The sequence below is a fragment of the Sporosarcina sp. JAI121 genome (assembly GCF_013408665.1).
GTDB lineage: Bacteria > Bacillota > Bacilli > Bacillales_A > Planococcaceae > Sporosarcina.
The window spans coordinates 651,149-676,695 of record NZ_JACCCL010000001.1; the positions used below are offsets into that span (position 1 = coordinate 651,149).

Below are 25,547 nucleotides of genomic sequence, written 5' to 3' on the forward strand. Positions count from 1 at the left end.
GTTCGCTCCAGTTGCGCCAGTCGCACCAGCAACTCCAGTAGCCCCGGTCGGTCCAGTCGGTCCGATTAGTCCAGTAGCTCCAGTAGCCCCGGTTGCACCAGTAGCGCCAGTCGGTCCAGTAGCTCCGTTCGCTCCAGTTGCGCCAGTCGCACCAGCAACTCCAGTAGCCCCGGTCGGTCCAGTCGGTCCGATTAGTCCAGTAGCTCCAGTAGCCCCAGTAGCCCCAGTAGCCCCGGTTGTCCCAGTCGCGCCGGTCGGTCCAGTCGGTCCAATTGGTCCGGTTGCACCAGTAGCACCGGTTGCGCCAGTGGGTCCTCTGCGTCCTTTTTTACAACAACAAGAGTCGTTATTACATTTATTAGGCTTTATACATTCGTCACATTTACGATTATTGTAATCATAATAATTCATTTTTTCACCCCCTTTCTGTAACATTCTATTCAAGCAATAGATGAGGGGACGGGCAATCAACTACGGGCATAAAATAAGTGTGAATGAAAAGTGAAATAAAGAGCGAGGAATTTCTCTGATAATTATTCATTCTGGCTTTAAAAAGATCTTTTAGTTGAATACACTTACCAAATTTGCAAATGATGCTTTCAAATAAAAAAACAACCGCCCGACAAATTGTCTGGGCGGTTGTTTGGACTGTAGACAAAAGGACGGGAGATCAATTCGATTTCCAGTCCTCTTTTCTTTTTAGTGTTTGGCTATGTTAAATAACTCTATTGATATTTGACTAAAGCGAATGAAAATTCTCTTATAAGAATATTCATTTGGAGGGCTCGAAATGAAGTTAAGTGAATTAATAGCAGAAATCAGAAAGTTAAAACCCGTAGAACAGCATCGTCTAAAAGAATTCTTTATTACTTCTCTTTCATCTTCAGCGAGCGAGCCAGTTTTTCAAGAAATAAATGAGCGTAAAAATAAAGATGGTTATACCTGTATTCATTGTAGTTCTAATCAAGTGGTGCGGTTCGGCAAGTATACGGTTAAGGTCGGTACAAAAGATGTTGAACGCCAACGATACCGTTGTAAAGATTGCAAGAAAACATTTACGGATGTTACGAACACACCACTTTATCGGACTCATAAGCCCAATAAATGGATAGAATCCATTATATATATGTTGGAAGGCTATTCCCTCCGTAAATCGGCAGACCTTATCAGAGGCGTACATTTATGTTACCTTGTTCTATTGGAGACACAAAGTGTTGGCTGCCCTAAAACAAACAGACTTTAATGCATTTTCAGGTATTGTAGAAATGGATGAAACATATTTTCTTTACTCCGAAAAAGGCAAGCGAAATATTAAAGAACGCAAACCAAGAAAGCGTGGTGTGTCCTCCCGGTTTCGAGGCATAAGTCGCGAACAGGTTTGTGTCCTCATTGCAAAAGCCCGACAAAAAGCCACTTATTCAGGTGTTCTTGGACGATGGCGGCTTGTTAAGACTCAATTAGACACAGCCATAGGTTCAAAGTTATCACCAGACAACACGCTCTGCACCGATGCTTGGAGGGCTTTTTCTACCTATGCGAAAAGCAAAGGTATGGAGCATTACCGCTTCAAATCAGACGGAATTGAGCGAGTAAGAGGCATATATCACATCCAAAACGTGAATAACTATCACAGTCGTTTAAAAGGCTGGATACAACGATTTAATGGCGTGGCGACAAAATACCTCGACCATTTTTTGAGTTGGTTTCAATTTCTCGATATTGTGAAACATAAAAGCGATGAGGGTTCCATAAGCAAGATGATAGTAGAAACTTGTTTACTACCCATTAATGAAACTTATAACTCATTGAAAACGTATCGATATTAGGTCTGTTGTTGTTCATCAGACGGAAAGTTTGGTTGAACAAAATTTTCATCAATGTAGATTTTGGGGAGTGAGATTGTGAGGAAATTATTATTTATGTCTATTATGCTAATTGTATTTTTAATTGTAAGCGGATGTGATGATAACTCTGTAAAACAAATTAAAGCAGATTACTTTAATATTGGTTTTGGGCAGAGTTTGTACGAGGGATATGACAAAGTAGATAAAGAAACTGTTCAGTCACTTGTGAAGGCTTACAATCATATAGAGTATAGTGGACAAACAAACGAACAAATTAATTATGAAAAGGCGATAACGATAACATTTATTTACAATGACCAAATTTCAGGTACTTTAGTGATAGATGATAAGGGGACTTTTCATCTAAGTGACAGTGCTGAAAATTATCAAATCGAGCCCAATAATGATATTTATGAACAGGCAATAAAAATATATAACGATGTGAAGAAACAATATTAAATTACCGTGAGAAGGAAGCTATATTGGATTATTAGCCCAATAAAACCCACACTTTACTAGCTGAATACCGCAAAAGGACCGTAAATAGGTCCTTTTTCTTTATTAATGGATTTATCAACAATATTATTTAACAGAGCCTCATGTTTTGTTTGCGGCTTCTTAAGATTTTGGGCTTAGAAAGTTAGCATGCGCCTGCATAGACAATTTTTTCATCCCTCTAAGGGTTGTCCATCGCATACCATGCATCTCTTTGGCATCGACAAAGACGTGTTCGACCGTCTCTTTGCGCTTGCTTTAACACTCTATAAAAGATTTGTTCGAATAGGTCTGTGACTGCAAACGAAGAACATAGTTTTTTCCGAACATAGAGATGTGGAGAACCATTGTGTGGAAACCGAAGCCCAGAAACCAGCGATATGCCATATTGGTTTCAATTACTTTGATAGTCTGATGCATCAATCGAATGCCGAACGTATATTGAATAATTGTCATCTAAATTAATACAACGAGATCGATGCTGGGTCTCCTAAATACGGAATATAGGTCCTCAACCAATGGGTAAATGAAAGAGAAATCAATTGCCGCGTCTAATTTACGGACCAGATGGTCATGAGGAACTAGCTTCTCAATCGTCAGCATTTCCATCTGCTCCCGTTCATTGATTTGATTCTTCGTCATCATATCCATCATCTCATTTGATATTTAGGAGACATTGTTGATTGGAGCGGAGAGCGGCGACTCCTGCGGGAACAGCGCGAGCTGAAGACCCTGGACTGAGCGTAGCGAGGGAAGCGGCTGAAGCCGTGCCCGCGGAAAGCGTCCGCTCGCAGTGGAAATCAACTTTTTAGGCTTTATTTCATTGTAAAAGAAAAATGCCTGTAGACAAACACCATAATTTCTGGAGTTTATCTACAGGCTGAAAAACCGCCCGACAAATTGTCTGGGCGGTTGTTTAGTTGGGTAGACGAATCTGATGAAAATAATTCCTAGATGATACGTTATTACATTCGTTAGCCGTTTTGGGTCCCACTACTCACCCAGATTATTCTTCCTAACTTCATCTAAATACTTTTTGTTTTTCAATATGTTGTCATCGTTCGGTTTGTATTCCCTTGCTAATTCATTATGGTGATAGGCTTTGTCGTATTGTTTCAAGCGATCATATAGAACGCATAATTGAAGATGAGGTAGCCATGTGGAAAAGGTGGTGTTTTGAAAACTTACCTGTTGATGGTTTTTATAATGAAGCGCCTGACTATACCAATGGATCGCCTCGTCGTTTTTAAATTGTTCCATAAAGTAATACCCGAGTCGGCAACAGGCTTCTGGCCGGGGAACATCATAGGCAAGGCTTCGTAAGGTGGAACTAAGCTCTTTATTTTTATCATTTAAATTGTGATAGCAGTCTGCGAGTGTAAAACATGCTCTAATATTGTCTTCGATCCAACCTAATTCCGAATCAAGAAATTCCTCGTAATAAAGGATTGCTTCTTCATACTCACAATGATCCACCAGTTCATTGGCATAATAGAAAGTATCTCGTGGTGAAAGTGTTTGCCCCGATTCCAACAACTTTTTATATATCGTGATATTGCGTTCTGCATCGTGGCTTAAAGGGGAGTGGGTGACTGCTACATCGCTGTCGTATAAATTTCCTGACACGGATAGAAATTCGTGGACTGCTCCTATCCATTTAAATCCATTACTTTTTTTGACCAAACGATATCTTCTTAAAAGGGATGTTACATTTCCCTCATGGTCAAAGCTTAAATGATAATTCATTGAAACAGCATCAATTGCTGGTTGTAACGATTGTTTCAGCGTTTTGAGCTTTTCCTGATCTACCTCTGTAAAAACATCATCTGCATCAAGCCAAAGAACATAATCCATTGTTGCCTGTTGGTATGAAAAATTCCTAGCCGCTGAAAAATCATCTATCCACTCAAAATCAAAAATTCGATCGGTGTACTTTCCTACGATTTCTTTCGTCCGGTCACTCGATCCAGTGTCTACAATATTGATTTCGTCCACTAATCCGCTAACAGAGTCTAAACATCTCCCTATTACTTCCTCTTCATTTTTAACAATCATACACAAACTTATCGTTATCATTTTTATCCCTCCGAGCATTCATTTTATGTATATGCATCAGTTGGAAAAATGTAGAGACATATATAAAGGGATGTATTAAATTTGTTTTTTAAAAAGTAATTCATAAGTTATATATTGTGAATTCACTAAGTAATTCGGAGTTATCCGTAAAGTTTACGCGGACTTTTAAAAATGTTATCGTAGTGAAAGTCAATAAAAAATCGTGCTTTTTATATGATCATGTAACCGATTACATAGATACAGAGAAAGGGGCACCAATTTAGCGAAAAATAATGTATAGATGAGGAGAATAACAATATGAACTTTTCACCATGGGTTTTATTTACGGATATCGGTTTGATATCACTGCTTTTGCTTGCGGGGACGATTATTCGGGCAAAGGTTGGATTCATTCAGAGAATGTTTTTGCCTGCTAGTATTATAGCCGGGCTTCTTGCTTTAATTTTTGGGCCGAACGGTTTCGGGCTTTTACCGTTTTCAGATCAAATGGGCACCTATCCGGCGATTTTAATTGCAGTCATTTTCGGAACACTGCCGTTGCTGTCACCGCCGATTGACTGGAATGCTATCAAGACAAGGGTCGGTAGCATGTGGTCGTACTCCCAGCTGGCTATGGTATTAATGTGGGGCGGAGGATTATTGTTCGCTCTTGTACTGATCAATCCGATTTGGGATGTGCATGACGGTTTCGGGTTGCTGCTTGCGGCCGGATTTGTAGGAGGTCATGGAACCGCAGCTGCTATCGGTGCAACGTTTGCGCAGAACGGATGGGAAGAAGCAACTTCTTTAGCAATGACTTCAGCTACTGTAGGGATTATGAGTGCAATCTTGATCGGGATTCTATTTATAAAATGGGGTTCCTCGAAAGGACATACTTCCTTCTTGGCTTCATTCGATAATTTGCCGAATGAACTTAGAACGGGTTTGATTCCCCCTGAATCAAGAGAGAAATCTGAAACGGATACGGTTTCTTCCATTTCAATAGACCCATATGTTTTCCACTTGTCTATCATTACGATTATCGCGATGGGCGGTTATTATCTAAGCCAATTAGGTGCCATGTTATTACCAAGTGTCGTCATACCGGCATTTTCATTGGCCTTTTTAGTCGGGCTGTTCGTGAAAAAGATCGTGAATGTGACGAACACGGATCAGTATGTAAGTAAAGATGTCGTTTCACGTATCAGCGGAAGTGCAACGGATATTCTAGTTGCATTCGGAATCGGTTCGATCAGTATATCTGTCGTACTCGATTATGCTATTCCGTTACTCTTGTTGTTCGTGTTCGGTCTGTTTTATGCATTTGTGTTTTTTGCGATTCTTTCCAAGAAGTTCTTTGCGGATTTCTGGTTTGAAAAAGGAATTTTCACATGGGGCTGGACAACTGGTACGGTTGCTATGGGCATGGCACTTCTAAGAATCGTCGACCCGAATTCGGAGAGTAAGACATTGGATGATTACAGTTTGGCGTACATCCCAATTGCGCCTGTTGAAATTTTGCTTGTCACGTTTGCTCCGATGCTCGTGTTGAATTCACAAGGATTCGTCTTTGTCGGTATCACTTTCGCATTTTCATTCGCCATTTATTTACTGGCGATTAAAAATAAATGGTTGAATAAAAAAGCATAAAAAACAGGATCCTTCGCCGTCAAACGACAGCTGGAGGATCCTGTTTTTTTGTCGCTTTAGTCAGTTCAGGGATTTACCAAGCCCATCTTCGAAAAGGATTGTAAGTTCTCCCGCTTCGGTTGCGGCAAGTTTTCTTCTGAGACTTATGAAGAAGGCGAGGACAATTATAAGGGTGATGATGGCGGCGACGGCGTACGATAGGTTCATCGATAAACCGAAACCGATTTGAGCATTCAAGATATAAGTGAAAGTCGTCATCGTAATAAAGGTCGCTGGTAACGCAGCAATCCAGTAATTTTTCTTTTGGAGAGCGAGATACATCGCTCCGACCCATAGCGCTATCATTGCTGTTGTCTGATTAGCCCAAGCGAAGTAGCGCCACAGAATGTTGAAATCCATTTGCGTCAGAACGATGGATATTGCGAACAATGGCAGCGCAATCCATACACGACTGCTGAATTTTTTTTGCGCGACTCCGATATAATCTGCAATGATCATACGCGCACTGCGGAATGCCGTGTCGCCGGAAGTGATAGGTAGAACGATTACTCCTAGCACAGCAATCGTTCCAAAGACAGCACCAAGAGTCGTCATGGAAACTTCTTTAACAATACCAGCTGGGCCGGCAGTCGCAAGCAATGCACTCAAATCAGTGCCATGGAAAATGGACATAGCCGCTGCAGCCCAAATCATAGCGATAATCGCTTCAGCAATCATCATGCCGTAAAAAATATACCGGCCCTGCGATTCGTTTTTCGTTGTACGCGAAATGATTGGCGACTGAGTAGCGTGAAAACCGGAAAGAGCACCACACGCAATTGTGATGAACAGGAGCGGGAAAATAGGCAGTTTATCGGGATGCAGATTTGCAAACGTCAACTCAGGAATAGGATAGCCTTGGATGACGATGGCCCCTCCAATTCCGAGCGCGCTGATTAAGAGTATCAAACCTAGGATGGGGTAGATTCTTCCGATGATTTTATCAATCGGCAGTAATGTAGCTAGCAAGTAATAAGCGAAAATAATGGCAACCCAAACACCGACGGTCATCCAGCCCTTCGTCAAATCTCCTAGCAAGGCGGCTGGTGCGGTTACAAATACGGTACCGACAAGAAGAAGTAAAAGTAAAGCAAAAGCGTTGACGACATGTTTGAATACCTTTCCAAGAAATTGCCCGGCAAGTTCAGGCAAGTGGGCTCCGCGATTCCGCAACGAAATCATTCCGGTCAAGTAGTCATGAACTGCACCGGCGAAAATTGCTCCGAACACAATCCAAAGAAAAGCGACAGGACCGTAAAGGGCTCCCATGATCGGTCCGAAGATGGGGCCGACACCCGCGATATTCAGTAGTTGGATCAGCGAATTCTTTTGTTTTCCCATAGGCACATAATCTTGACCATCAGCCAGTGTATACGCTGGTGTACTACGCTTTTCTTGCATGCCGAACACTTTCTCAACATACTTCCCATACGTGAAATACGCCGCAATCAGGATTGCGATGGATACAAAAAAAGTAATCAATTCCATTCCCCCTTTTTGGTTGTAGTATCGTGGTGTTGCAATGGTAGTCGTTGTTGGTCGGATTGGTTCCGGACGGACGATGTCGGCCGGTGCCGGTGACAGTCACCAAGTCAAATTGGACACAATTCAGAATATTCCTGGTGACTGTCACCCCATAAAATACTGTATGAATAGTTTAGTTCGGTTATTCAATGGATCACTTTGCTAATATGGTTGTAATGTCAGCAATGAATCTCAAAAACTATTAAATAATTTGATATTATGTCGAAAAATAGGGTAAAGTAGTACTATATTGAAGGGAATTGAGTGGAAATTATATAAACGAGGTGTACGCGTGTTTGTTTCTTCATTGAATAATCAGCAAAATTTTTCCATGCAGGTCCGTGATGCAAACAATACATCGGACAATGCATGGCGCAAAGTATTCGGAAAAGAGGCGGCTGCAGTGAATCCGCTGGCGGCGGTGAATCACGGACGTAACAATTTGATCCTTGAGGCGATCCGTACGAGTGATTGGTCAAAGTATAATGATTTCCAGGCTAAACAGCATCCAGCTTGGTACGATAACGTCAATGGTGAAGTTAAACAAAATAAGATGTATTACGGGAATATGATCGATGTGCAAAACCGTTCGTTGAAAGAAGCTATCCAGTCCGGCGATGAAACGGAAATCGCGAAACGAAATGCAAATTTAGAAGATCTGATTGCCGATTTCAAAAAAGCGCCGGGCGAAGTGCCGCATGTCCTTACATTCATCACAGATCCTGCCCTTGCTGCAAAGCATGGTATCGGAAAACCTTCCAACGACTGGTACAATTCGCCATACAACAATCATCTTGCTGCTTCGCAAGGGCAATTCAAGGAACAGAACTGGTTCGATAATCCATACTTTATCGACAATCCGAAAGAACTGACATTCGCCATGGAAGCCGTACAGGAATTCAGACCTGACATCGCAGCAATAGCCGCGAAAATCAATAAAGGGGCATATGAACGAAGTGTGGCATCGACTTCATTCACAACAAAGGCTTCACAATCCATCAATGAGAGAACTGTAAAGGAAGAAAGTATGGCAAGTCCATCGAACGGGCAGATTTCGCCGGCCATAACATCGTCAAATCAGGCACAAGTAATGACAAAATCGGCTGAGTCTGTCGCAAACGAAGCTGTTACAAGGCAGGCGGAGCAGATAATCCAGCAGTTCAGTACAACGACGCTTGTGGAACAATTATTCAAACAAAAAGAGCAGTCGGAAACTAAAACAGCGCAGGATTTTTTACTCGATCGACTGGCACGCAATGCCGAACACCGGAAACACCAAGTAGTATGAGCCTTACCGCTCACACTTGTTTTTGTTAGGAAGATACACACTTGAGATAAAGGAGGGGAACCTAATGAGAAAATCATTATTTTTCGCAGCACTAGTAGGATCTATCCTTTTATTAGGAGCTTGCGGAGGTTCAGATAACAAAGACGAACCGGCAACTAAAGAAGAGAAAAAAGTTGAGGAAGCTGAAAAGAAAGCAGAGAAAAAACTTGAAGAACAAGGTGCCGTCGACAAATCCGAAACGACGAAATCGGACGATGACTTAAAAGAAGAATTCGGTAAGGAAGAAGGCGTTTCTTCCGTCAGCATCATCGTTACAGAAGACAGCGGCGGATTCGTTCTAACTGATTTCGAAGTTGCTGAAGAAGTGAAAGAAGAAAAGGCGAAGGAACTAGCTACAAAATTCGCTAAAAAATTGAAAGAGAAATATACAGATTATCAAATCGATGTCCAAGCCCGTAAAAACGGGGAAACGTTTGCACAAAAGACAATGGAATAACCGAACAACCTCCTAATTAAATGGGAGGTTTTTTCATACTATACTGTGTTATCATAGAAGAATGACTGTATTCATTAAGTTATCAGCAAGGAGGATTTTATGAAGATGTTTCAAAATAGAAAAATGAAAGGCCTTGTTAAAGTCGGATTAATCGCTATTGTAATTTCGATGTTCGGATTTGGTGTGTTGAATGCCAACGCAAATCCGGTCAGTCCAAATTTTACGGACGTACATAATGATTTCTGGGCAAAAGATGAGGTAACACAACTTGTCGATTTGAACATTATTAACGGCTATCCGGACAAGCAATTCCGGCCTAGTTTAGAAGTGTCCAGGGCGCAGGCTGCTAATTTGATGACGAATGCACTCGAGTTGCCATTTTCCCCCTATAAGCCGATCTTTAAAGATGTCAGCGCGAAGTCTTCCCATTTGAAGGGTGCAATGGCAACATATGAAGCCGGTATATTCCTCGGAAAACAAGACGGGACATTCGGCGTCGCTGATTCCCTGACACGTGAGCAGATGGCGACCGTTATCGTCCGTGCTTTCAAACTACAGGACACGGGTGAAGACATCACATTTAAAGATGATGCTAAAATTAGTGAATCCCATAAATTTGGTGTGAAAGTCCTTGCTCAGCATGGAATTACTACGGGCAAGGAAGACGGTACATTTGACCCGAAAACAGCCGTTAACCGTGGAACATACGTCGTATTTCTCCACAGGGCAATGCTGCAAAACGGGCTTATCAAGAAATTGCCTGCAATTGAATTCATAAAACCCGAAATGTATGGAAATTACGAAACGATCCGGCATGAACAGCAATTTGTCGAAGTGCCACTTACTACCTCGGCCAAAACCTATTTGCGTTCAAATAATGCCATGCTGTTTGCGGGAGAAAAAACGCTGCAACATGCACATGCAACAGACATCGTTTACACTTACCGCATGAGCGGATATCCAGGTGTGACAGTGGAATTGACAAAAAGGGAACTACCCAATGGAGATTATTTTTTATTCACGGAGCTTAGAAACTCTCGGAACATCCCGGTTTCAGTTGACATCATACAAACCGAAAAGGGTTTGTCGAAAGGCGTGCTCTATGAATATAGCCGATTCCCAATCAAGAAAAATGTTGATGATACATTCGGTTTTGATTTAACGACATATCCTACTGGCATTTTTGAGAAAATTAATACGGACGGTACAGTATCCCAACGGATGATTGGTAAATCATATCAGTCCGTTGAGCTGAATCAGAAATATGCTACAGGTGCAGAAAGCCATACGAGGGAATTGAAACAGGAGAGTGAAGCGTTTAGCGGTGCAATGCTCGGGGAAACCCAACTTTCCGTTTACACACTGAAATCAAGAGGATTTGATGTGGTCGATCAATGGCTTATGTCTTCTGAAGAGCGATTGTTCGAAGACAGAAAGCAAATGGATTCTTGGATGCTTGAATCCGCAGTGAATTACAAGAAACGCAATAAATGGTACACGGCAAAAGGTCCTTACAATAAAATGGCGGTAACAATCGAACCGATGCCGAAGTCAGGCAGGGGATACGGCCGCAATCTTCTATTGGTAAAAGAGGACCGGGTTATGGCACTTTACACCGAAACAGAAGCCCGCTACTTCGAAAACCTTCTTTACAATTCATTTGCCAACTTGGACATTTTCAGAGGACCTTTGACGTATTGGAAGACAGAAGTGACGAGTACCTATTTGAAAGATTTATATGGCATTACGGCTCCGTTCGTCGATACGCGGTTCAATGAACAGATTGCATTGTTCATGTATAACGGCGGAAAAGCATTTAATCATAAAGATTATAATGTAGCGCTGAAAAACTATGCCGACTTACTTGTGTCGCAAAAGGCGAAGGGGAATACTATCAATGTGGATAACAAGTCCTATTATATTTCCGACTACTTCCCATCAGCGCAAAAAGTGACGACACATTCGTCTATGAATCACTTGCTAGGCGGGATGAATGTCCTTTTGTTGGCTTATCAAGAGTTTAAGAGTCCTGCCTATTTGGCTGCCGCAACGAGTATCCAGTCGGCACTCGAAAAAGAAAAGAACAAGTGGATCCGCCCTGATGGCGATATCTGGTATAAGATTTCTCTGGAACGTAAGTTTTCCGGTCGCGATTATGTCCATTTAACATTGGAAGATTTGATTAATTCCTATGAAAAATGGTCGGTTGTCGATCAGTCGAAGTTGCCTGTTTTCGAAGAAATGATCCGTTCCAAAGCAGGTTATTTGGACAAGAACAAGCTAGGTTATACGACGAAAATTAAAAAGGGCCTTGAACGTATAGGCATGTCGGATTTACTTCCTGCAGGTAAGGAACACACAGATGCTCTTTGATGTAGAGCGATGAATATGGAAAAACGGGGTCCCTTGCACTAGTATCATTCAGTGCAGGGGATTTTTTGATGGTATAAAAGAGGATAGGCAGGACAGTCGCAATGGAAAATACAATTCCATCAACAAAAAAAGTCCTGTCCACTTAAACGTGAGTGAACAGGACCAACCATGTATTACTTCGATATACGCTCTACAAGATCCGAACGAATCCAACCGTAATCCGCGGGAGGATTGCTATCTGCAAGTACTTTATACCATTTATAGCCGTCGCTACCGGTTGTTTCGTCGACAATGACTACTGGGTAGCCGAATGCCGCATTGGTGCCGGGGTCTTTCGGTTTGTAAGTGAACAATTTAGCGCTTAGTGGATCTGGGCTAGTCCGAACGTTGACACCTACTGGACCGGTGTAGACGATGCTGCCAAGATCAGCTAGGTTATAATCTTTTTTGCCTAGGAATGTATCGATCCGCCACATATGTCCTGCAATTTTACTGCCCCAGTATGGATCGGAAGCATATTTCACATTGAAACCGACCGCTTTATTTCCTGGAACTGCTCCGTAGGAATAGGCGCCTAGCGGGTTTGCGTAATTCAGGTTGGCATAGCGCGTAATGAACGCGTCGACACTATTTTCAGGGCGTGCGTATGTTTCACCTTTATCGGGACTGGAATCAAATACTTTAATGCCGAAAATATTATTTTTTGTTTGTGCATTTGTACTGATTCCGTAATCACTTTCATGGATGGCTGTCGCAAGTACGAATAATGCGTTGACTTGATGTTTTTTCTCAATCGTTTTTAAATAGGAACCAAGACCGATCAACTTCGATTTGGTAGGAGCATCTTTGTAACGGGCAATACCTGTATTTTTGCGGTCTTTTAAAACCTCAGTGATAAAGTAATCAAGTTCCGCCCCGCTGTATGACGTAGGTTGGCGGACGGATTGAAACTGGAAATACGGGTAGTGGGTAATTTTAATTTTCGTGAACTCTTCTTCAAAATGGACACCATCGGAACTCGTATAGCTTTTTCCGTTCTTCATTGACGGGGCAGCAGGTCCGATTGAATATTCCCCGTATTTTTTTGTTAAGTTATTGTATGGATAGTGATACAATACACCGTCCGTGACTTTGTAGCTATCAGCGCCCTTGACAAGTTCAGTAGGGACAAGATCGACTTCGTTAGGTTTCGCGTAGTAAGTTAACCCGCCCACTTCAAGGATAACGCGTTCCGGGCTGCTTCCGATGTATTTCATTTCATAGCCTTTTTGAACATATGTCACTTCATTACTAAAATTGGCGTTGCTGTAAAGGGATGTATACTGTTTCGGGTTTTCTGCGCCAAATGCTCGACCAGATTTAATTTTGATGATTTTGTTATTTTTGACAATGGCTTTGACAGACGAAGATGCATTGTAAACTGCCAATGCATCCTCATATGTTTTATATAATGCCGTTGTCGGGACGACTTGTCCGCCTGAAATCGTACTAACTTTATAAACTTCTGGATCGACATTCGGGATACTTGGCGTTCCAGGTTCGCTAGGCTTACTAGGTTGCGTCGGTTTCAAGACTTCTGCCGCAGCGATCATTCTGTATAGGAATGCAGAAGCATGTGCAATCGTTGCGTTATCACCTGGATTGAAATAAACACCGTCTTTCCGGTGATCACCACTAATAATGTTTAAATTAACAGCGGCGGAGACTGCATCTACAAAGTTAGCTGAAATCTTCTTTGAATCTTTGAATTTCAAAGTGGATGTCTGGACAGGAAGATCCATATGGCGCATGGCTTTAAACATCATTCCCGCCATATGTTGACGTGTGATTTTGGCGTCAGCTTTGAATGTACCATCCGGATAACCTGAGAGTATTCCGGCGCCGGCAGCGTTCTGGATATCAACTGTGCGGCTTGAGTTGGCTTTCAAGTCTTTGAATTTGTACTTTGTTGAAGCGGGTAATTCGAGTGCACGTGAAATGTACGAAGCGAATTCTCCTCGTGTAACAGCTTTGCCAGGATTATATTTTCCTTTGCTGTCTGCCTGAATCACGCCTTTATTAATCCAGTATTGCAGTTCATTTTCCATCTGGTGACCTTTAATGTCACTCGCCTCCGCTACCGTCTGGAAGAGAGGTGAGAACATGAGCAGTGTGAGTATGGTGAAAGTGAGAATCTTTTTCAACTGGAAACCTCCTTCTATATTCTTACTTAATATACTATCAGAATTCTAGAAGAATAATAAGGTTTAATTACCATAGAAGAATTTGTAACAAATATGAAACTAAAGGATAAGCCACAACGTCTTATAAGATGCTATAATGACAGAGGAATTTGTCATTTATACTATGAGGCGATCTATTCGTAGAAAGGGAAAATAATTTCATGACAGCTTTAAAAGAGAATTTAAAAAATAAAGATACAGTGTATTTTATTGCGGCATTGGCAATCACCGGGATATCGTTGCTGCTTCCGTCCTCGATTGCACTTATTCTAACATCATTGTTCTTTGCGTTATTCGCTTTTTTCAGGCCGCAGCAAAGCCTGCTTTTCCTCGTGGTCTATGTCAGTATTCGTCCACTTCTTGTGGAAGTGAATCCTGGACTTAAACTGATAGGGGATCTCATCACATTTATTGCCTTTGCGAAAGTAATCATAGCGGGCAGGAGTAATTGGAAATCGTTGTTTACATTCAAATGGTTTGAATGGGCGTTTTTTGCTTTCCTGCTATTCGGTGCTATCAGCGGACTGGTTCAAGGTGTTTTACTTTCCGCGGTCATTTTCCAACTTCGTACATTTATTATTATGTATATGCTTTACTATACTGTTTCACGGATACAGTTACCGGAAGGTTGGTTCCAGCGCCTTGCATGGGTGACCGTTTGGACAAACCTGATTGTTTCGGTTCATGGTATTATCGAAAAACTGTCCATGAGGCAGTTGCTATTGCCCGATGTATGGAAATATAAAACCCTGTCCGCCACGAACTTCGTCAGGATCTATGGATTGCCTGGAAATCCGAATTCACTTGCGTTGTTGCTGCTGTTCGGAATCCTTTCTGTCCTGTTTCTCCAATCAATCTACAAAAACGAGAAATATAAATGGTTACTGAATATCAATCTTGTCTTGTTCCTTGGTGTATTCATCCTCACCTATTCAAGAGGGACTTGGATTTCGGCAATTGTCCTAGGCGTGATTTTCATTACACTGTCGAAAAACTGGCATCTTTTGAAACGACTGGCGATTGCGGGAGTGGCGTCATTCATATTGATCTATTTCCCGGTTAATTGGGGCGTCCAGTATTTCGAAACGCTCGGTCTTCAAGCACCGCCTACCGGACCCGGAAGCATCGGTGAACGATTCGGAGAGACGTTCGATCAAAAGAATCTGGCGCTTATGACGGAAAGTGGACGTTTCTTCTATATAAATAAAGGGTTTGAAGTATTCAAGGATTATCCCGTGGCAGGTGCAGGATTCGGTTCATTCGGAGGGTCTGCGACACTTTCATACGGGTCACCAATTTATAAGTATTACGGAATCCGTTCCGATATCTATGGCGGAAAGTACTTTTACTCGGATAACCAATACATTCAAGTTATCGCTGAAACCGGCGTTGTAGGAGTTGTACTGTTCGCAGCGTTTCTACTTGGCATGCTTGCGCTATTCTGGAAAGAACGTAAAACGGTATTCGGCAAGTTCATGATTGCCTTCTGGTTCGCGACCGGGTTCTCCGGATTCTACTACAATATTTGGGAACTGAAGTTGTATACGATGTTTTACTTCATCATCTTCGGAGTGTTCGCGTCCTATACAAACCAGTATGTGAAGTTTAAAATCAAAGACTTATAATGGAGCTGTTCGGGGGAGAGTCGTCTTCCTCGGACAGTTTTTTTGTATCGAGAATACCTTCCGCTTTTCATGATGTCTAGCTCCAGGCGCCAGCCCCTCAAGTCGCTTCAGTCTTGCTGAAAAGGCAAAGATCGCTTTTATCTTCAAGCCTTCCAGCGCTTGTTGGGGCTAAACGGCGCCTTGCGCTTTTCATGATGTCTAGCTCCAGGCGCCATCCCCTCAAGTCGCTTCAGTCTTGCTGAAAAGGCAAAGACCGCCTTTAGCTTCAAACCTTCCAGCGCTTGTCGGGGCTAATCGGCGCCTTGCGCTTTTAATAATTTCCTTCTTATGGATTATAGCAATCTGTCGAATGCTTTGGTAAGCTGTATATTCATAGGAAGGGAGAGTGTCAAATTATCACTAGTACAGTAGCTTCATTCAAACGTTTCAGTAAACAAGTCGCCATGACGGCGGTCGCAGCCACACTTCTTTGGACAGTGCCGGGCAATGCTTCAGCCAACCAGAATACAGTGAAAAGTTATCCAGTATCATCTGGTGTGAACTATTCGCAATATACGCATACGGGCACGAATTACATAAATCACTTATCTGTTAATTTAGGAGATCCATATACAAAATTAAGCGTCGGTCTGCCATCGCCGCTTGCAAAGACACAAGCGACAACAGCGCTTGCGAATCGGGATTCCAAAGACGGCAACCGTGTCGTCGGGGCAATCAACGCGTCGTTTTTCGACATGAACAACGGCCTGCCGATGTACTTGATTTCACAAGGGAACAATGTTGTAAATGGAGGCGTCATCTCCGAGTCGTCAAATAATTATGTCAGCCAGCCGATTGCTTTCGGCGTGACGAAAGACGGGCGCGCCGAAATCGATCATTTTAATTTCAACGTCCGCATTGACTACAAAGGGACGAATCATTTAATGACGGGGATAAATCGCCAGCGTCAAAATGATGAAACAATCATTTTCACACCGCAAAATATTGATAAGTACACAAATTCCAATCAATATGGAATTGAAATCGTCATTGATACAGGACAGCCGATTGCGAACACACAATACGGTCAGAAGCTGTCAGGGAAAGTTGTGAAGGTCCGCGGTTATGGATCGAAGGAGTTAGTGGAAATCCCTAAAACTGGATTCGTCCTCTCTGTCCATGGCGCAAAAGGGCTGGAGAAGTTCAAAAATATGCAGGTCGGGGAAGATGTCTCCCTAGCGTTGTCGATTGATGATAAATGGATGGACTCCGAGTTCATGCTGGCAAGCGGACCGATGCTGTTGAAAGACGGCAAGCCGAACATTACAATGAACACATCCAATTGGCGGGCTAGTACACGGACTGCACGTACAGCGATTGCTATCAGTAAAGATAAAAAACAAGTACATCTTGTAACGGTGGACAACCGCAGCGGCTACAGTAACGGTATGTCACTCACGCAATTTGCGAATTATTTGGCTGCCCAAGGATATGACCGGGCACTTAATTTCGACGGCGGCGGTTCGACAGCAATGGGTGTACGGAACCCAGGCAGCAATACAGTTGTACTGGCGAACCGGACGACAAATTCAGCGGAACGAAGAGTGTCCGCAATCATTGAAGCTATCAGTACAGGACCAGTCAGCGATCCGGCACAAATCAGCGTCTCGCGCAATCAAATCGGCACGATGCTAGTCGGTTCGAAAGGTTCATTAAAAGTGAATTACGTTCTGGACGCTTATTATAATCCGTTAAAAGTGGATAACAGTCTGATTCAAGTGACTTCGGAAAAAGGCGGTGTCACTGGAACAGGTTTGACCTACACAGCGATGAAAGCTGGAGAAGACCGTGTTTCCGTACAATATGGAAATGCGACACAATCATTCCCGATTACAGTTGTCGACGCACCGGCTAAGTTGACGATTGTACCTTCGACAACAAAAGTGAAACCGGGCGCGAACGTAACCTATAAAGCGAACGCTACAGATGCACAAGGCAAGCCGATCATTTATTCACCGGAACAGTTGAAGTGGAGCGTTACCGGCGATATCGGGACAATTACCCAGTCAGGAAGCTTCAAAGCTGCCAATAAAGCAGGAAAAGGTTCTGTAAATGTTACCCTGGGCTCAAAAACGACAACTATTCCCATTGTTTTGTCTGACGATACACCTGCGTTTTCAGATATCCCATCTACTTACGCATACTACACGGAAATCAGTTTCTTGAAAGATCTTGGCTATATTCAGGGGGATCTGGACGGTAAATTTAATCCGGGCAAAACGTTATCACGCGAACATGCCGCGGTCATTTTGAGCCGGGTGTTCAACTTGGATACATCTAAATCAAGTACACAGCAGTTTAAAGACGTACCTAACTCGCACCGTTATTATAATGAAATCAATGCCATTGCGAACGCGAGCCTGGTAGGCGGTAAAGGGGACGGAACATTCGACCCGGCCGGCAAATTGACGCGTGCACAAATGGCGGCGATTCTCGTCAAAGCGTATAATCTGAAAGGCGAGGCGACTAAGAAATTCAAGGATGTCCCTGCAAGCCACTGGGCATATACGCATGTTCATATTTTAGCGAATAACAAAATCACGACAGGGAACGAAAAAGGCAACTTCGAGCCGAATAAACCTGTGAACCGCGCGCAATTCAGCGCATTCCTGTACCGCAGCATCAATAAGTGATAAAGATGGAACCCCTCCAACGGATGCATGATCAAAATCCCGCTGGCTCATGGGTTCCATTTTCATGAGAGGGCTTGGCTATGTTATAATGAAAGAATCAATTATTAAAGGAAGTTTTAAAATGAAAATCGGTATTGTAGGAAATTACGGCAACGATAATAACGGTGACGAAGCGATTTTACTCAGCATCATCAAACAAGTGACGTCCACATTCAAGATAAACAGCAATGAGATAACGGTTTTCAGTAACAATCCCAAACAGACGGCAGAACGGTATGGAGTCACAAGTTTTCCGCTGTATTATAAAAGCGGCAATGCGGTAAAAACATTTTTTGCAACGTACAAAAATAATAAAAGAATCGTCAAGACGTTTGATTTTCTTATTATCGGCGGCGGCGGTATCCTAATGGATTTATATAAAAGGGAAGCACCGTTATTCGGATCATACGCAATGATGGCTAAAAACTCGAAAACACCTTACGTCGTATACGGATGCGGAGCGGGTCCGCTTAGCAGCGATTTAGGAAAATGGTTCATCCGCTATATGGCTAAACATGCAGAAAGTATTTCGGTACGCGATCCGGAATCCGTCGAGCTGTTAAAATCAGTTGGCGTGAAAGAACAAGTCCTGACAATCGGCGATCCGGCATTTTCATTGCGTCAATCAAGCACGGAAAAATCGGAAATCCCGACCAAAATCGGAATCACCGCTGTTCCATATTACAATGCAGGTTATTGGCCAGAGGGAAATCCCGCAATCTATAACGACTATATAGAAGGCATGGCAAAAAACCTGGACAATATTGCTGCACACCATAATGTTGAACTGACTTTTTTCGCAACGAAGTTTCCGCAGGATGCAGATGTCACAAAAGATATCGAAAAGAAAATGATACACAAAGACAACATAACCATTATCGATTCCAATCTTCTGCCTGATGACATCCTCGATGTTACAGCCCAGCAGGACATCATTATCGGAACGAGACTACATTCATTGATTTTGGCAACATGTACTGAAACGCCTATCATGGCGATATCCTATCATCATAAGGTGAACGACTTCATGAAGCTCGCCCACCTGGAAAAGTATGCATTCCCGATTGGGGACATCAACAAACAAGAAACATTATTCCTGGATGCATTCAATGAAATGAAAGAAAATTGGTCCGCAACAATTGAAAATACGAAAAAACTATCCCAAGAGTTGTACGATGAGTCGATGAATGGGACAGAGCAGTTTGTAAAAGCAGTTAATAAAAAGTGAATAACAGTAAAACAGCCGTAAAAGTGAATTTCACTTTTACGGCTGTTTTTGTATTGCTCATATAAGTATGGCGACCGACCATATAAGAATGTCGACCGACCATAACAGATTGCCGACCGATCATATAAGCGTGGCAACCGCCCATATCGTATTGCCGACCGATCATATAAGTGCGCCAACCGACCATAACAGATTGCCGACCGATCATAAAGGTGTGGCGACCGCCCATATCGCATTGCTTACCAATCATATAAGTGTGCCGACCGACCATATAACATCGCCAACCGACCGTATCCCCGCGCCTACCAACCTATCAATCCACTAAAACCCAAGTACCTTCTTAACCTCACTCAAATACGTCTGGCTGACGGACAACTCTGTTCCATCCCTCAACGTCACCAACAAATTCGAAGTGATATCCCTTGAAATACGCTTGATGGATAAAATATTAACGATATAGGATCGGTGGATACGCAGAAATGTCTTCGGAAGTCGCAATTGTAAGTCTTTCAACGTATGGCTGGTACAATACTGTTCATTATCAACATAAAACCAAGTTTTCTTCTGTAAGCTCTCGATATAATCAATCTCATCGACTGGAATCGGGCTCCAGTCTTCCTCCTGCTTTCCTGTAAGGAAGCGAAATGGTTCGTGTCTCAAAACATGATAGTTGGGTGGCAAGATAATGATTAGTGCGCCGGGTTCACCTTGAAGGTCAATCGGATAGCCGACGCTATAGTACGGGATTCCGAATAGTGATTTATCCACGACTGTATCCACTTTAAGCCGCTGCTTCATTACCATATCCGCAACGCTCTCCGGCCTGACGGGTTGCCCTTCTGTTAAACGGATGTCATGCATCCCTTCCTTGAAATAAACGTAGCGATCCCTGATTGCAATCGCAATGGCGGCATCTTTCGGTATCCAATCTTCCAAAATGACGGCGTATTGCTGTAATACTTCTTTCGCGATATCCTCTTTATCCTTATTCACATGTGTTTCCCCCTTTGCTTTCTCTGAATCTATTGCTAATAAACTATTTCATCCCCTATAACTTGCGTTCATCCTAAAATAACAACCTTTTGTCGGAATGTACAGACAACATAATCTATTCTGTTATATATTACTGTATAACAACTTCAGCTGTTATGAAACAGTACGAAAGAATTAATTTCAAAACTAGCTGTCTGTTAAAAAACTGGAAGGTGTGACGTTGATATGACAAGACAAAAGCAGATTGAACAATTGGAGAAAAGCTGGGCAGAGGATAAAAGATGGAGAGGGATTGAACGCCCTTATTCAGCCGAAGATGTTGTTAAACTTCGCGGATCCGTTTTGATTGAACAAACATTGGCGACAAAAGGGGCAACTCGTTTATGGAATTCATTGCATGAAGAAGATTTCGTCAATGCACTTGGCGCATTAACGGGTAATCAAGCGGTGCAACAAGTTAAAGCCGGACTTCAAGCAATCTATCTTAGCGGCTGGCAAGTGGCGGCGGATGCAAACCTTTCAGGCCAAATGTATCCCGATCAAAGTCTTTATCCGGCAAACAGTGTTCCATCTGTTGTCAAGCGTATCAACCAAGCACTTCAACGGGCTGACCAAATCGATCATTCAGAAGGGCGCGAAGATGGATTTGACTGGTTTGCCCCGATTGTAGCGGATGCCGAAGCAGGTTTCGGAGGACCTCTGAACGTCTACGAACTGATGAAAGGCATGATTGAAGCTGGTGCTGCAGGCGTTCACCTTGAAGACCAGCTTGCATCTGAAAAGAAATGCGGACACTTGGGCGGAAAAGTATTGCTGCCGACACAAAATGCGATCCGTAATCTAGTTGCTGCAAGGCTTGCGGCTGACGTTCTCGGCGTACCGACTGTTCTTATTTCACGCACAGATGCGGACGCTGCAGATATGGTCACAAGCGACATCGATCCGGCAGACCACGCTTTCTTGACTGGAGAACGTACACCAGAAGGTTTCTACCGTACAAAACCTGGTATCGACCAAGCGATTGCACGCGGTTTGGCGTATGCACCTTACGCAGATCTTGTATGGTGTGAAACATCCCATCCGTCCCTAGAAGAAGCGCAACAGTTTGCTGATGCAATCCATGCGAAATTCCCTGGGAAAATGCTTGCTTATAACTGTTCACCATCATTCAACTGGGAAGCGAATCTGGACAAAGAAACAATCGCGAAATACCAAGTGGAACTTGGTAAAATGGGCTACAAATTCCAGTTCGTAACTCTTGCCGGCTTCCATTCATTGAACCACAGCATGTTCAACCTGGCACATGACTACAAAGACAATGGTATGGCGGCATACTCGAAGCTGCAACAGGCTGAATTTGCGGATGAAGGCAAAGGGTACACAGCGACAAGGCATCAACGTGAAGTCGGAACGGGTTACTTCGATGATGTATCACAAATCATCTCAGGCGGCACGTCATCTACAACAGCTATGAAAGGCTCAACAGAAACTGCGCAATTTGTATAATTTACATCAAACGAAAATCGAAGAGGGTGACCAATCTGTTACTAAAACAAGAGAAATCTCAAATGATAGAAGTCTTAGGGAAACTGACCGCCGAAAGTGAAGAGATTTTAACGCCGGAAGCACTCGCATTTCTGCAATCACTTCATGATAATTTCGATGGTAAACGGAAAGAACTGCTGGCTAAACGGCAGCAGCGGCAAAACGATATTGATAGTGGCTTGCAACTCGATTTCTTGGCTGAAACGAAAAAAATCAGGGAAGGGGAATGGACGATTGCGCCCCTTCCCCAAGACCTTCAGGACAGACGGGTCGAAATTACAGGTCCTGTCGGCCGTAAAATGGTCATCAATGCATTGAATTCAGGCGCAAAAACATTCATGGCCTGTTTTGAAGATGCGACATCGCCAACATGGGCAAACATGCTGGAAGGTCAGCTCAATATGAAAGATGCTGTCCGACGAACGATTGCGTTTGAACAGCAGTCTACTGGCAAGACTTACAAACTGAACGATGATACCGCGGTATTAATGGTACGACCACGTGGTTTGCATCTGCTGGAAAAGAACATCGCTATTGACGGCGAGCCGATTGCGGGCAGTTTCTTCGACTTTGGACTTTATTTCTTCCATAACGCGAAAGAATTAATCGCACGCGGCTCTGGACCTTACTTCTATTTACCAAAGCTGGAAAGCCATCTGGAAGCAAGATTGTGGAATGAAGTGTTCGTTTTTGCACAACAGCAGCTTGGTATTCCAACTGGAACAATACGGGCAACGGTGTTAATCGAAACGATTGTAGCAGCATTTGAAATGGACGAAATCCTTTATGAGCTTCGGGATCACTCAGCGGGTTTGAACTGTGGACGTTGGGATTATATTTTCAGCTATATTAAACGGTTCCGCAATCAACCAGACGTCATTTTGCCTGATCGCGGGCAAGTGACGATGACGTCGCCGTTCATGCGGGCTTACACATCGCTCTGTATTCAAACTTGCCATAAGCGTAATGCTCCGGCAATCGGTGGAATGGCGGCACAAATCCCGATTAAAAATGATCCTGAAGCGAACGAAGCGGCGTTCGGCAAAGTAAGTGAGGACAAACGCCGCGAAGCGACAGACGGACATGACGGAACATGGGTGGCGCATCCGGGACTCGTCGCGGTGGCGCTCGAGCAGTTCAACGAACATATGCCGACGCCGAATCAGATTGATAGGAAAAGGGAAGACGTCAATGTTACCGCCAAAGATTTGCTCGAAGTCCCTGAAGGAACGATTACTGAAGACGGACTGCGGATGAATTGCAGTGTAGGCGCCCAATACATCGCCTCTTGGCTTAGAGGGAACGGAGCGGCCCCTATCAATAACTTGATGGAAGACGCGGCGACAGCAGAAATTTCAAGATCGCAAGTGTGGCAATGGATTCGTCATCCGCAGGGGAAACTTAACGATGGACGTGACATTACGGAACAATTAGTTAAGGAAGTGCTGCAAGAAGAACTGGAAGTAATTAAACAGACTGTCGGTGAAAATGCATTTCGCGTTGATAAATATGAAGCCGCAGCTGAATTGTTTTCATCATTGACATTGCAAGATGACTTCGTTGAGTTTCTGACACTGTCAGGTTATGAAAAACTAAAATGAAAATGGAGGAGATTACTATGATGACAAACAACAAAACGAAAGAACTGCCAAGAAAGATCTGCCGTGAATGCGGATGTGAAATTGTTGAACAGGTCGAATCCCCATTGTTCGAATGCGAGCGGTGTATCGGTTCGAACGAAGAATGACATAGAAGCGGCTCTATTCCCTTATTTGGAATATAGCCGTTTTTATTTGTTTTCATGACTATAAATGTGAACAGATGAATATCCGTATAATACCAGTGTAGGCGCCTTAGCGGCTTCAATGGGATTATTCACCTTTGTCATAATAATTAGAGGAGTTCCATAACAAGTCTAGAAGTAGTACTAGTGAAGGTTAATTATTCTGAAAAAATGCTAGGAGGAAATAGAATGCGAAATGAAGAGATGCTGCTAATACCTGGACCGACGCCTGTCGTCGATTCCATTTATGATGCGATGGCAAGTGAAACGAGAGGCCATACCGATCCAAGATTTGTCGCGATTTATAAAAATTCGATTGAGCAGACGCGAAAACTGTTTAAAACAGACGGGGAAGTTTTCGTAGTTGCCGGATCTGGTACGATTGCAATGGAAATGGCGCTCGTCAACACGGTCGCTGCCGGGGAAAAGATATTAGTCCTTAGCCAAGGTTATTTCGGAGATCGGTTCATTAAATTGGGACAAGCTTTCGGCATTGAAGTGGATGTCCTTCAATCGGAGTGGGGCAAGCAAGTCACTCCCGAAGAAGTGGAAGCGAAACTTGCAAAAGGGCAGTATAAAGCGGTAACGATCACGCATGCCGATACATCCACAGGCGTTGCGGCTGATCTCGACGCACTCGTGCCAATCGTGAAAAAACATGGAGCACTTGTCATTTTGGATGGTGTCTGTGCAACAGCCGCGATGGAAGAAGACATGAGCAAGGGATATGGCCAATCGGACTATAAAATTGACGTTATTTTGACTGGCTCCCAAAAAGCGATCGGTGTACCGCCTGGGCTTGCGATTGTTGCTTTCAATCAGACGGCATTGGCCGCCAGGGAGAAGATTAAACGCGTTCCGGCCTATTATTGCGATATCTACAATTGGATTCCTGTCATGAACGATCCATCTAAATATTTCGCAACGCCGCCCGTAAATCTGATCTATGCCTACGATGAAGGAATGAGACTCGTCCATGTGGAAGGATTGCCGAAAAGAATTATTCGCCACACGGCATTCGGCAAAGCAGTGCGCGCAGCCCTAGCAGAATATGGCATGAAGGCAATTGCCGATGAAAACGTTGCGGCTTCTACTTTGAGCTGTATCCTCTATCCTGAAGGTGTGAACGATACTGAATTCCGTGCAGCACTCGGTAAAAAAGGTGTCATCGTTGCGGGTTCACTTGCTCATTTAGCAGGCAAAGCATTCCGAATCGGACATATGGGGAACACAACAGAAGAAATGTTGGAAAACGCGGTTGCATTGATCGGTGAAACGTTGAATGAAATCGGTCATTCAGTTGATACTGCGAAAGCGGTTGAACGGTTTAAGGAAGAAGTGCTAGTGGTCAATTAATAATAGGGGGCTATCCTATACAAGGATGGCCCTTTTTTGATGGAAAGAGAGCGACCGATCATAAAAGAGTGCCGACCGACCATATCTTCTCGATGACCGACCATAAGAGTGTACCGACCAATCATATCCACTAGATAACCGACTATATAAGCATGCAGACCGATCATATAATCCCCATGACCGATCAAATAACGTACCATACAGACACAATCTCAACGCCATGGAAGAAGAGTAGAGTGATTTGAAAAAAATTTGCTTACTAGCATTGAGCCCCTTCAACCAATCACACTCCACCAGTTAAATAGATTTCATAGTGTCAA

Annotated in this window: 19 protein-coding genes and 4 pseudogenes; 14 read left to right on the plus strand and 9 right to left on the minus strand. The window is 43.3% G+C overall.

The genetic code is table 11. The annotated features are described in order from the left end of the window. Window positions 1-411, minus strand: a pseudogene (locus HDC33_RS03025) (collagen-like protein); the annotation flags it as partial. A 379-nt stretch (window positions 412-790) separates the two neighbouring features. Between HDC33_RS03025 and HDC33_RS03030 the strand changes: the two are divergent. Together HDC33_RS03030 and HDC33_RS03035 are read left to right on the plus strand one after the other, a co-directional pair. Then, window positions 791-1,826 (plus strand): annotated as a pseudogene (locus HDC33_RS03030) (IS1595 family transposase). A gap of 75 nt (window positions 1,827-1,901) precedes the next feature. Beyond that, a complete protein-coding gene (locus HDC33_RS03035) occupies window positions 1,902-2,303 on the plus strand; it encodes a hypothetical protein (protein WP_179391042.1) in 402 nt (133 codons plus the stop codon). A gap of 189 nt (window positions 2,304-2,492) precedes the next feature. Here HDC33_RS03035 and HDC33_RS16755 read toward each other — a convergent pair. Continuing rightward, a pseudogene (locus HDC33_RS16755) lies at window positions 2,493-2,594 on the minus strand (transposase); the annotation flags it as partial. Then, window positions 2,578-2,984, minus strand: a pseudogene (locus tag HDC33_RS03045) (transposase); the annotation flags it as partial. The pseudogenes HDC33_RS16755 and HDC33_RS03045, both read right to left, overlap by 17 nt. 38 nt (window positions 2,985-3,022) lie before the next feature. Between HDC33_RS03045 and HDC33_RS16480 the strand changes: the two are divergent. Beyond that, complete coding sequence (locus tag HDC33_RS16480) at window positions 3,023-3,151, plus strand: hypothetical protein (RefSeq protein ID WP_255457285.1); 129 nt, start codon at window positions 3,023-3,025, stop codon at window positions 3,149-3,151. A gap of 181 nt (window positions 3,152-3,332) precedes the next feature. On the opposite strand, the gene HDC33_RS03050 is transcribed toward HDC33_RS16480, so the two are convergent. Continuing rightward, the gene (locus tag HDC33_RS03050; protein WP_179391043.1) at window positions 3,333-4,415 is read right to left on the minus strand and encodes a glycosyltransferase family 2 protein; all 1,083 of its coding nucleotides are present in this window, start codon (window positions 4,413-4,415) and stop codon (window positions 3,333-3,335) included. 297 nt (window positions 4,416-4,712) lie between these two features. Between HDC33_RS03050 and HDC33_RS03055 the strand changes: the two genes are divergently transcribed. Further along, the gene (locus HDC33_RS03055; protein ID WP_179391044.1) at window positions 4,713-6,044 is read left to right on the plus strand and encodes a sodium/glutamate symporter; all 1,332 of its coding nucleotides are present in this window, start codon (window positions 4,713-4,715) and stop codon (window positions 6,042-6,044) included. A 60-nt stretch (window positions 6,045-6,104) separates the two neighbouring features. On the opposite strand, the gene HDC33_RS03060 is transcribed toward HDC33_RS03055, so the two are convergent. Then, window positions 6,105-7,565, minus strand: coding sequence for a carbon starvation CstA family protein (locus HDC33_RS03060; RefSeq protein WP_179391045.1), 1,461 nt, complete (start codon window positions 7,563-7,565; stop codon window positions 6,105-6,107). Between the two features lie 292 nt (window positions 7,566-7,857). Between HDC33_RS03060 and HDC33_RS03065 the strand changes: the two genes are divergently transcribed. The 3 genes from HDC33_RS03065 (at window position 7,858) to HDC33_RS03075 (ending at window position 11,764) form a co-directional block, all read left to right on the plus strand. Continuing rightward, the gene (locus HDC33_RS03065) at window positions 7,858-8,895 is read left to right on the plus strand and encodes a hypothetical protein (protein ID WP_179391046.1); all 1,038 of its coding nucleotides are present in this window, start codon (window positions 7,858-7,860) and stop codon (window positions 8,893-8,895) included. Between the two features lie 64 nt (window positions 8,896-8,959). After that, entirely contained in the window at window positions 8,960-9,391 is a 432-nt protein-coding gene (locus tag HDC33_RS03070; RefSeq protein ID WP_179391047.1) for a hypothetical protein, read from the plus strand. Window positions 9,392-9,490: 99 nt separating this feature from the next. Further along, complete coding sequence (locus tag HDC33_RS03075; protein ID WP_255457286.1) at window positions 9,491-11,764, plus strand: S-layer homology domain-containing protein; 2,274 nt, start codon at window positions 9,491-9,493, stop codon at window positions 11,762-11,764. 173 nt (window positions 11,765-11,937) lie between these two features. Here the strand turns inward: HDC33_RS03075 and HDC33_RS03080 are convergent, their stop codons facing one another. Continuing rightward, window positions 11,938-13,947 (minus strand): S-layer homology domain-containing protein, encoded by a 2,010-nt coding sequence (locus HDC33_RS03080; RefSeq protein ID WP_255457287.1) that lies wholly within the window; start codon window positions 13,945-13,947, stop codon window positions 11,938-11,940. A gap of 200 nt (window positions 13,948-14,147) precedes the next feature. On the opposite strand from HDC33_RS03080, the gene HDC33_RS03085 reads away from it, so the two are divergent. From HDC33_RS03085 to HDC33_RS03095, 3 genes are all read left to right on the plus strand, one after another. Then, window positions 14,148-15,611: an O-antigen ligase family protein gene (locus HDC33_RS03085; protein ID WP_179391048.1), complete on the plus strand. Its 1,464-nt coding sequence runs from the start codon at window positions 14,148-14,150 to the stop codon at window positions 15,609-15,611. Between the two features lie 443 nt (window positions 15,612-16,054). Next, window positions 16,055-18,283, plus strand: a complete 2,229-nt coding sequence (locus HDC33_RS03090; RefSeq protein WP_179391049.1) for an S-layer homology domain-containing protein — start codon at window positions 16,055-16,057, stop codon at window positions 18,281-18,283. 121 nt (window positions 18,284-18,404) lie between these two features. Beyond that, on the plus strand, window positions 18,405-19,550 hold the full coding sequence (locus tag HDC33_RS03095) for a polysaccharide pyruvyl transferase family protein (protein ID WP_179391050.1): 1,146 nt from the start codon (window positions 18,405-18,407) through the stop codon (window positions 19,548-19,550). Here the strand turns inward: HDC33_RS03095 and HDC33_RS03100 are convergent. Together HDC33_RS03100 and HDC33_RS03105 are read right to left on the minus strand one after the other, a co-directional pair. Next, complete coding sequence (locus HDC33_RS03100) at window positions 19,537-19,821, minus strand: hypothetical protein (protein WP_179391051.1); 285 nt, start codon at window positions 19,819-19,821, stop codon at window positions 19,537-19,539. The genes HDC33_RS03095 and HDC33_RS03100 overlap by 14 nt on opposite strands. A gap of 50 nt (window positions 19,822-19,871) precedes the next feature. After that, on the minus strand, window positions 19,872-20,543 hold the full coding sequence (locus HDC33_RS03105) for a LytR/AlgR family response regulator transcription factor (RefSeq protein WP_370457399.1): 672 nt from the start codon (window positions 20,541-20,543) through the stop codon (window positions 19,872-19,874). Window positions 20,544-20,768: 225 nt separating this feature from the next. On the opposite strand from HDC33_RS03105, the gene aceA reads away from it, so the two are divergent. From aceA to HDC33_RS03125, 4 genes are all read left to right on the plus strand, one after another. Continuing rightward, entirely contained in the window at window positions 20,769-22,049 is a 1,281-nt protein-coding gene (gene aceA, locus HDC33_RS03110) for an isocitrate lyase (RefSeq protein WP_179391052.1), read from the plus strand. Window positions 22,050-22,111: 62 nt separating this feature from the next. Then, window positions 22,112-23,689 carry a malate synthase A gene (gene aceB, locus HDC33_RS03115; RefSeq protein WP_179391053.1) on the plus strand — a complete coding sequence of 526 codons (1,578 nt, stop codon included), beginning with the start codon at window positions 22,112-22,114 and terminating at the stop codon, window positions 23,687-23,689. 17 nt (window positions 23,690-23,706) lie between these two features. Further along, window positions 23,707-23,835 carry a protein YhfH gene (gene yhfH / locus HDC33_RS03120; RefSeq protein WP_218843155.1) on the plus strand — a complete coding sequence of 43 codons (129 nt, stop codon included), beginning with the start codon at window positions 23,707-23,709 and terminating at the stop codon, window positions 23,833-23,835. A gap of 225 nt (window positions 23,836-24,060) precedes the next feature. Next, window positions 24,061-25,227, plus strand: a complete 1,167-nt coding sequence (locus tag HDC33_RS03125; RefSeq protein ID WP_179391054.1) for a pyridoxal-phosphate-dependent aminotransferase family protein — start codon at window positions 24,061-24,063, stop codon at window positions 25,225-25,227. Here the strand turns inward: HDC33_RS03125 and HDC33_RS03130 are convergent. Beyond that, window positions 25,224-25,427, minus strand: coding sequence for a hypothetical protein (locus tag HDC33_RS03130; RefSeq protein WP_179391055.1), 204 nt, complete (start codon window positions 25,425-25,427; stop codon window positions 25,224-25,226). The genes HDC33_RS03125 and HDC33_RS03130 overlap by 4 nt on opposite strands. Window positions 25,428-25,547 lie beyond the last annotated feature (120 nt).